Below are 5,956 nucleotides of genomic sequence, written 5' to 3'. Positions count from 1 at the left end.
CTGCACTGCGAGATTATTTTCGTCAAAAGGCTCGCTACGTAGCAAAATCGAACTGCGACCCGTTGGCTGATTTGATTTTTGTCATCTCGGACGAGCCCTCTCGCGAGAACCGGAACACCCGAGTCGCTCAAACCAGAAAGCCTGTGAGCTCCGGGTCGCGGCTCTCCGCTGCGCTCAGGACCCGATGACAAGAGCGGAAAGCGAACGGCCGCCCGTGTGGGCGGCCGCTTTTTATTGCTCTTACAGTTCCGTGCGCCGAGCCGTTCGAACCTATTCGGCGGCTTCTTCGGCCGGCCGGCGGCGACGGCGTGCCCCCGGACCTGTTGCGCCCTCCGGCGACGGCAGATTGCCGGCCTTCGCCTTCTCTTTCGCAATCAGCTCATCACGCTGCGTCGCAATCTTGCGGAGCGAGCGGAGCATGCCGCCGGTGCCCGCCGGAATTAGCCGGCCGACAATGACGTTCTCCTTGAGGCCTTCGAGCGTATCGGATTTGCCGTTGACCGCCGCATCCGTCAGCACGCGCGTCGTCTCTTGGAAAGACGCAGCCGAGATGAACGAACGCGTCTGCAGCGACGCCTTGGTGATGCCGAGCAGAACCGGGCTGGCCGACGCCATGCGCTTGCCGGCCTTGTCCGCCGCCGCATTGATCTCGTCGTACTCGATCCTGTCGAGCTGCTCGCCCTTGATCAGCTCCGTCTCGCCGGTGTCGGTAATCTCGACCTTCTGTAGCATCTGGCGAACGATGACTTCGATGTGCTTGTCGTTGATCGTCACGCCCTGCAGTCGATAGACGTCCTGGATCTCGTTGATCAGATAGTTCGCGAGTTCCTCGACGCCTTTGATCGCCAGGATGTCGTGCGGCGCCGGGTTGCCGTCGTAGACAAAGTCGCCACGCTCGACGCGGTCGCCATTCTGAACGGCGAGGCTCTTGCCACGTGGGATCAGATACTCGGCCGCCTCCTGCGTTTCGTCATCCGGCTTGATGTGGATGCGCTGCTTGTTCTTGTAGTCCTTACCGAACTCGACGGTGCCCGAAATCTCCGCAAGGATCGCGTGATCCTTCGGACGACGTGCTTCGAAGAGTTCTGCAACGCGCGGCAGACCGCCGGTGATGTCGCCCGACTTCGCCGATGCCGACGGAATACGAGCCAACACGTCGCCGGCCTTCACCGCCGTACCACGATCGACCGAGAGCACGGCATCGACCGACAACAGGTAACGCGCATCACCACCGCGCGCGACCTTGATCGGCTTGCCCTTGCTGTCCTTGATGACGATCGCGGGCTTCAACTCGGCGCCGCGCGGAGTTGCACGCCAGTCGACGATGACGCGGTTCGACGTGCCCTTCATTTCGTCCGTCTTCTCGCGCACCGAAGCGCCTTCGATCAGGTCCTCGAAGTCGACCGTACCATTGGCTTCCGACAGGATCGGACGCGTATAGGGGTCCCACTGCGAGATCTTGGTGCCACGCTTTACGACATCGCCTTCGTCGACGAACATGCGCGCACCGTAGCTGATCTTGTGCGTCGCCAGTTCCTTGCCGGACGGATCGACGATGACGACCGACATCGTACGCGTCGTCGAGACGTTCTGGCCTTTCGAGTCTTTCGCAATGGCGCGGTTCTTCAGCTTCACCGTGCCGTTGAAGTTGCTCTCGATGAAGGACGAGTCAACGAGGTTCGCCGTACCGCCGATGTGGAATGTACGCATCGTCAGCTGCGTGCCGGGTTCGCCGATCGACTGAGCGGCGATGACGCCGACAGCCTCTCCGATGTTCACCGGCGTACCGCGTGCAAGATCGCGGCCGTAGCACTTCGCGCACACGCCGTTGAGCGTCTCGCACGTCAAGACCGAGCGGATTCGAACTTCTTGGATCTCGGCCTTGCCGATCGCTTCGGCTTCCTTCTCCTCGATCAGTGTACCGTTGGCGACGACAATCTCACCCGTCACCGGATGCTTGATGTCTTCCTGGGCCGTACGGCCGAGAACACGCGCCGCCAGCGACACGATAACCTGGCCTGCATCGACGACCGCCTGGACGTTGATACCGGCGTCGGTGCCGCAATCGATCTCGGAGATGATCGCGTCTTGGGCAACGTCCACAAGGCGTCGCGTCAGATAGCCCGAGTTCGCCGTCTTCAAGGCGGTGTCGGCGAGACCCTTGCGGGCGCCGTGAGTCGAGTTGAAGTACTCGAGAACCGACAGGCCTTCCTTGAAGTTCGAGATGATCGGCGTCTCGATGATCTCACCCGACGGCTTGGTCATCAGTCCGCGCATACCGGCGAGCTGCTTCATCTGCGCCGGCGAACCGCGCGCACCCGAATGGCTCATCATGTAGACCGAATTGATCGGCATTTCACGGCCCGTTTTCGGGTTCCTATGAACGGCCGAGATACGGTCCATCATCTCTTTCGCGATCATATCGGTGCAACGCGACCAGGCGTCGACGACCTTGTTGTATTTTTCGAGCTGCGTGATCAGGCCATCCTGATACTGCTGTTCGAAATCGCGTACTTCGATATTCGTCTTGTCTACGATCGCCTCTTTCGTCTCAGGGATCAGCATGTCGTCCTTGCCGAACGAGATGCCGGCCTTGAAGGCATGGTGGAAGCCAAGCGCCATGATGCGGTCGCAGAAAATCACCGTCTCCTTCTGACCGCAGTTGCGGTAGACGGCGTCGATTAGGCCTGAGATGTTCTTCTTCGTCAGAAGCTGATTGATGAGCGAGAACTTGACGCCCAGCATTTTCGGCAGGTGCTCTGCCAGCAGCATCCGGCCCGGCGTCGTCTCGTTGATTTCGGTGATCGTCTCTCCCGCCTCGTTCGTCGTGACGAAACGGCCCTTCACCTTGGCGTGCAGCGTGACGGCCTTGGCCTCGAGCGCATGTAGAACCTCGTTGATCGAGCCGAGCATCATGCCTTCGCCCGGTTCGCCGGTGCGCATCATCGACAAGTAGTAGAGGCCGAGCACGATGTCCTGCGACGGCACGATGATCGGCTGGCCGTTCGCCGGATGCAGGATGTTGTTCGTCGACATCATCAGCACGCGCGCCTCGAGCTGAGCTTCGAGCGACAGCGGCACGTGAACGGCCATCTGGTCGCCGTCGAAGTCGGCGTTGAAGGCAGCACAAACCAGCGGGTGAAGCTGGATCGCCTTACCCTCGATCAATTGTGGTTCGAATGCCTGAATGCCGAGCCGGTGCAACGTTGGCGCGCGATTCAGCATCACCGGGTGTTCGCGGATGACTTCATCCAGAACGTCCCAGACTTCCGGCTTTTCTTTCTCGACGAGCTTCTTCGCCTGCTTGACGGTTGCTGCCTGCCCGAGCGTCTGCAGCCGCGAGTAGATGAACGGCTTGAACAGCTCGAGTGCCATCTTCTTCGGCAACCCGCACTGATGCAGCTTGAGTTCCGGACCGACCACGATGACGGAGCGGCCCGAATAGTCGACGCGCTTTCCAAGCAAGTTCTGACGGAAGCGGCCCTGCTTGCCCTTCAGCATGTCGGCGAGCGACTTCAGCGGACGCTTGTTGGCGCCTGTGATGACGCGACCGCGCCGGCCGTTGTCGAACAGCGCATCGACGGCTTCCTGCAACATCCGCTTTTCGTTGCGGATGATGATGTCGGGCGCCCGAAGCTCCATCAGCCGCTTCAAACGATTGTTACGGTTGATGACGCGGCGATAAAGATCGTTCAGGTCGGAGGTCGCAAAGCGGCCGCCGTCGAGCGGCACGAGCGGGCGCAATTCCGGCGGGATGACCGGAACCTGCGTCAGGATCATCCACTCCGGACGGTTGCCCGATTCCATGAAGGCTTCGATCACCTTCAGACGCTTGCCGAGCTTCTTGGGCTTCAGCTCGGTCGTTGCTTCCGAGATCTCCTGGCGCAGATCGACCGCGATCTTTGGCAGGTCCATCGCCGACAAAAGCTCGCGTATCGCTTCCGCGCCGATCCCGGCCGTGAACGTGTCGGCGCCGTATTCCTCGATCGCCTGGTTGTACTGTTCTTCGCTCAGTAGCTGCCGCTCGGCGAACGGCGTGGTGCCGGGCTCGATGACAACGTAATTCTCGAAGTATAGAACGCGCTCGAGATCCTTGAGCGGCATGTCCATCAACAGGCCGATGCGCGACGGCAGCGATTTCAGAAACCAGATGTGTGCGACGGGCGCTGCAAGCTCGATGTGGCCCATGCGCTCGCGGCGAACCTTGGCGAGCGTCACTTCAACGCCGCACTTTTCGCAGATCAGCCCCTTGTACTTCATCCGCTTGTACTTGCCGCACAAGCACTCGTAATCCTTGATCGGCCCGAAAATACGCGCGCAGAAAAGTCCGTCGCGCTCCGGCTTGAAGGTACGGTAGTTGATCGTCTCCGGCTTCTTGATCTCGCCATAGGACCACGACAGGATGTCCTCCGGCGAAGCGATCGAAATGCGGATCTGGTCGAAGGTCGGGATCGGAGCCTGCGGTTTGAAGATGTTGGTGATTTCGTTCATCTGCTGTCTCCTCGAGGGACCGGCGGGGGTAGCCGTTCCCGTGGAAAAATAGTGCTCGCGTCAGCATGACCTCCGCCTCTTTTCAGAAGCGGAGGTTTCGTCTGTTTGTTATTCGGCCGCCGGTGGCAGTTGCGCCTGCGGTGCCGCAGGCTGATCGTTGTCGGCTTCGGCCGGCGGCAACTCGCTGTTCAAGAGCTCGACATTGAGGCCGAGTGCTCGCATTTCCTTGACGAGCACGTTGAAGCTTTCCGGCACGCCGGCTTCGAACGCGTCGTCGCCGCGCACGATGGCTTCATAGACCTTGGTACGCCCGGCAACGTCGTCCGATTTGACCGTCAGCATTTCCTGCAACGTGTACGCGGCGCCGTAAGCTTCGAGCGCCCACACTTCCATTTCGCCGAAGCGCTGGCCGCCGAACTGCGCCTTGCCGCCGAGCGGCTGTTGCGTAACGAGCGAGTAAGGACCGATCGAACGGGCATGGATCTTGTCGTCGACAAGATGGTGCAGCTTCAGGATGTACTTGTAGCCGACCGTGACCTTGCGATCGAACGGCTCGCCCGTGCGACCGTCGAACAGCGTGACCTGACCGGACGTATCGAAACCTGCAAGCTGCAGCATTTCGACGATATCCTTCTCACGCGCGCCATCGAATACCGGCGTCGCGATCGGTACGCCCGAGCGCAGATTTTCAGCGATACCCGCAAGCTCGTCGTCCTTCATCGACGCCTTGATCTCGCCCGCACCATAGACTTTCGTCATCTGATCGCGCAGCGCCTTCGCCTGCCCGCTCTCATGGAACTGATGCAGCGCATCGTCGATCAGTCGCCCGAGCCCCCGGCACGCCCATCCCATGTGCGTTTCGAGAATCTGCCCGACGTTCATGCGGCTCGGCACGCCCAACGGATTGAGCACGACGTCGACCGGCGTACCGTCCTCGAGGAACGGCATGTCTTCCGACGGCACGATCATCGAAACGACGCCCTTGTTGCCGTGACGGCCGGCCATCTTGTCGCCCGGCTGGATCTTGCGCTTCACGGCGACGAAGACTTTGACCATCTTCATGACACCGGGAGGCAACTCATCGCCGCGCTGCAGCTTGTCGACCTTGTCTGCGAAGCGTAATCCGAGGCCCTTCTTGGCATCCTCGTACTGCTTCTGGATGGCTTCGAGTTCGGCCTGCGCCTTTTCGTTTGCGAGCCCGATTTCCCACCACTGGCTGCGCGGAATATCATCGAGGATCGCATCGTCGATCTTCGTGCCCTTGCGTGCTGCCTTCGGCCCCTTGGCAACTTCCTTGCCAAGAAGCGCATCCTTCAAGCGCGCGTAGACGTTGCGATCGAGGATCTGCAATTCGTCGTCGCGGTCCTTCGCCAGACGCTCGATTTCCTCGCGCTCGATGGCCATCGCGCGCTCGTCCTTCTCGACGCCGTGGCGATTGAAGACGCGCACTTCGACGATGGTGCCC

The 5,956-nt window shown here is 60.7% G+C and carries 1 protein-coding gene and 1 pseudogene; both read right to left on the bottom strand.

The window, feature by feature from the left end:
- Positions 1-270: 270 nt before the first annotated feature.
- Positions 271-4,491 carry a DNA-directed RNA polymerase subunit beta' gene (rpoC, locus tag VN623_RS05750; RefSeq protein ID WP_325569037.1) on the bottom strand — a complete coding sequence of 1,407 codons (4,221 nt, stop codon included), beginning with the start codon at positions 4,489-4,491 and terminating at the stop codon, positions 271-273.
- A 108-nt stretch (positions 4,492-4,599) separates the two neighbouring features.
- A pseudogene (locus tag VN623_RS05745) lies at positions 4,600-5,956 on the bottom strand (DNA-directed RNA polymerase subunit beta); the annotation flags it as partial.

The organism is Hyphomicrobium sp., from assembly GCF_035572195.1.
Taxonomy (GTDB): Bacteria; Pseudomonadota; Alphaproteobacteria; order Rhizobiales; family Hyphomicrobiaceae; genus Hyphomicrobium_B.
The sequence above is the reverse complement of the archived record's forward strand: the minus strand, read 5'-3'. Positions and strand labels throughout refer to the sequence as shown.